This window comes from Acidovorax sp. HMWF018, assembly GCF_003061035.1.
Lineage (GTDB): Bacteria > Pseudomonadota > Gammaproteobacteria > Burkholderiales > Burkholderiaceae_C > Acidovorax > Acidovorax delafieldii.
In genome coordinates, this window is the sequence record NZ_QAIM01000087.1 from 1 (window position 1) to 1,043 (window position 1,043).

The following is a 1,043-nucleotide window of genomic DNA, read 5'->3' on the forward strand; positions in this document are numbered from 1 at the left end:
GTGCTGCAGGCTGTGCGCGATGCCGAGAGCCGTGTCATGTTCTCGGGCTATTCGCCGCTGCCCTACAAGCTCACCATCTGGACCATCAGCGCCATGATGTGCGGCGTGGCGGGGGCGTTGTATGTGCCCCAGGTCGGCATCATCAACCCCGGCGAGATGAGCGCCGCCAACTCCATCGAGATCGCCGTATGGGCGGCCGTGGGCGGGCGCGCCACACTCATCGGACCCATCGTGGGGGCGTTCATCGTCAACGGTGCCAAGAGCTGGCTCACGGTGACGGCGCCGGAGTTCTGGCTGTACTTTCTCGGCGCGCTGTTCATTGCGGTCACGCTGTTCCTGCCCGACGGTGTGGTGGGGCTGGTCAAGAAGCTCAAGGCAAAAATGACAACAACGAAGGGAGCCGCGCAATGACGCCCGATCTGATGGAAGAAGGTGCGCGGCGGCTGCAGAAGACGCTGGCGCCCGTCGCACTGGGCCAGACCGAGTCGGGTGGCCGCGCTGCAGGCTTCTCGCGCATTGCCACGCCGGGCGAAGTGGACGTGACCCACGGCCGCATCCTGTACCTGGAAGACGTGCATGTCAGCTTTGACGGCTTCAAGGCCATCAACGGCCTGAGCCTGGACATCGCCCCCGGCGAGCTGCGCTGCATCATTGGCCCCAATGGTGCGGGCAAGACGACGATGATGGACATCATCACCGGCAAAACCCGGCCCGACAAAGGCACGGTGTTCTTTGGCTCCACCATCGACCTGCTGCGCCACAACGAGCCCGAGATTGCGAGCCTGGGTATCGGCCGCAAGTTCCAGAAGCCCACGGTGTTCGAGCAGCTCAGCGTGTTCGAGAACCTGGAGCTGGCGCTCAAGACCCACAAGGGCGTGAAGTCCAGCATGTTCTTCAAGCTCGACTCCGCACAGTCGGACCGCCTGGCCGAGATCCTGCACACCATTCACCTGGCCGACAGCGTCACGCGCCAGTCGGGCAACCTGAGCCACGGGCAAAAGCAGTGGCTGGAGATTGGCATGCTGCTGATGCAGGACCCCAAG

1 protein-coding gene and 1 pseudogene are annotated in these 1,043 nt (G+C 63.9%); both read left to right on the top strand.

Features of this window, described 5'->3' with window-relative positions; translation table 11 throughout:
* Positions 1-411: pseudogene (locus tag DBR23_RS03045) on the top strand (urea ABC transporter permease subunit UrtC); the annotation flags it as partial.
* A partial coding sequence (locus DBR23_RS03050; RefSeq protein ID WP_108497279.1) for an ATP-binding cassette domain-containing protein occupies positions 408-1,043 on the top strand: 636 nt, incomplete at its 3' end. The pseudogene DBR23_RS03045 and the gene DBR23_RS03050, both read left to right, overlap by 4 nt.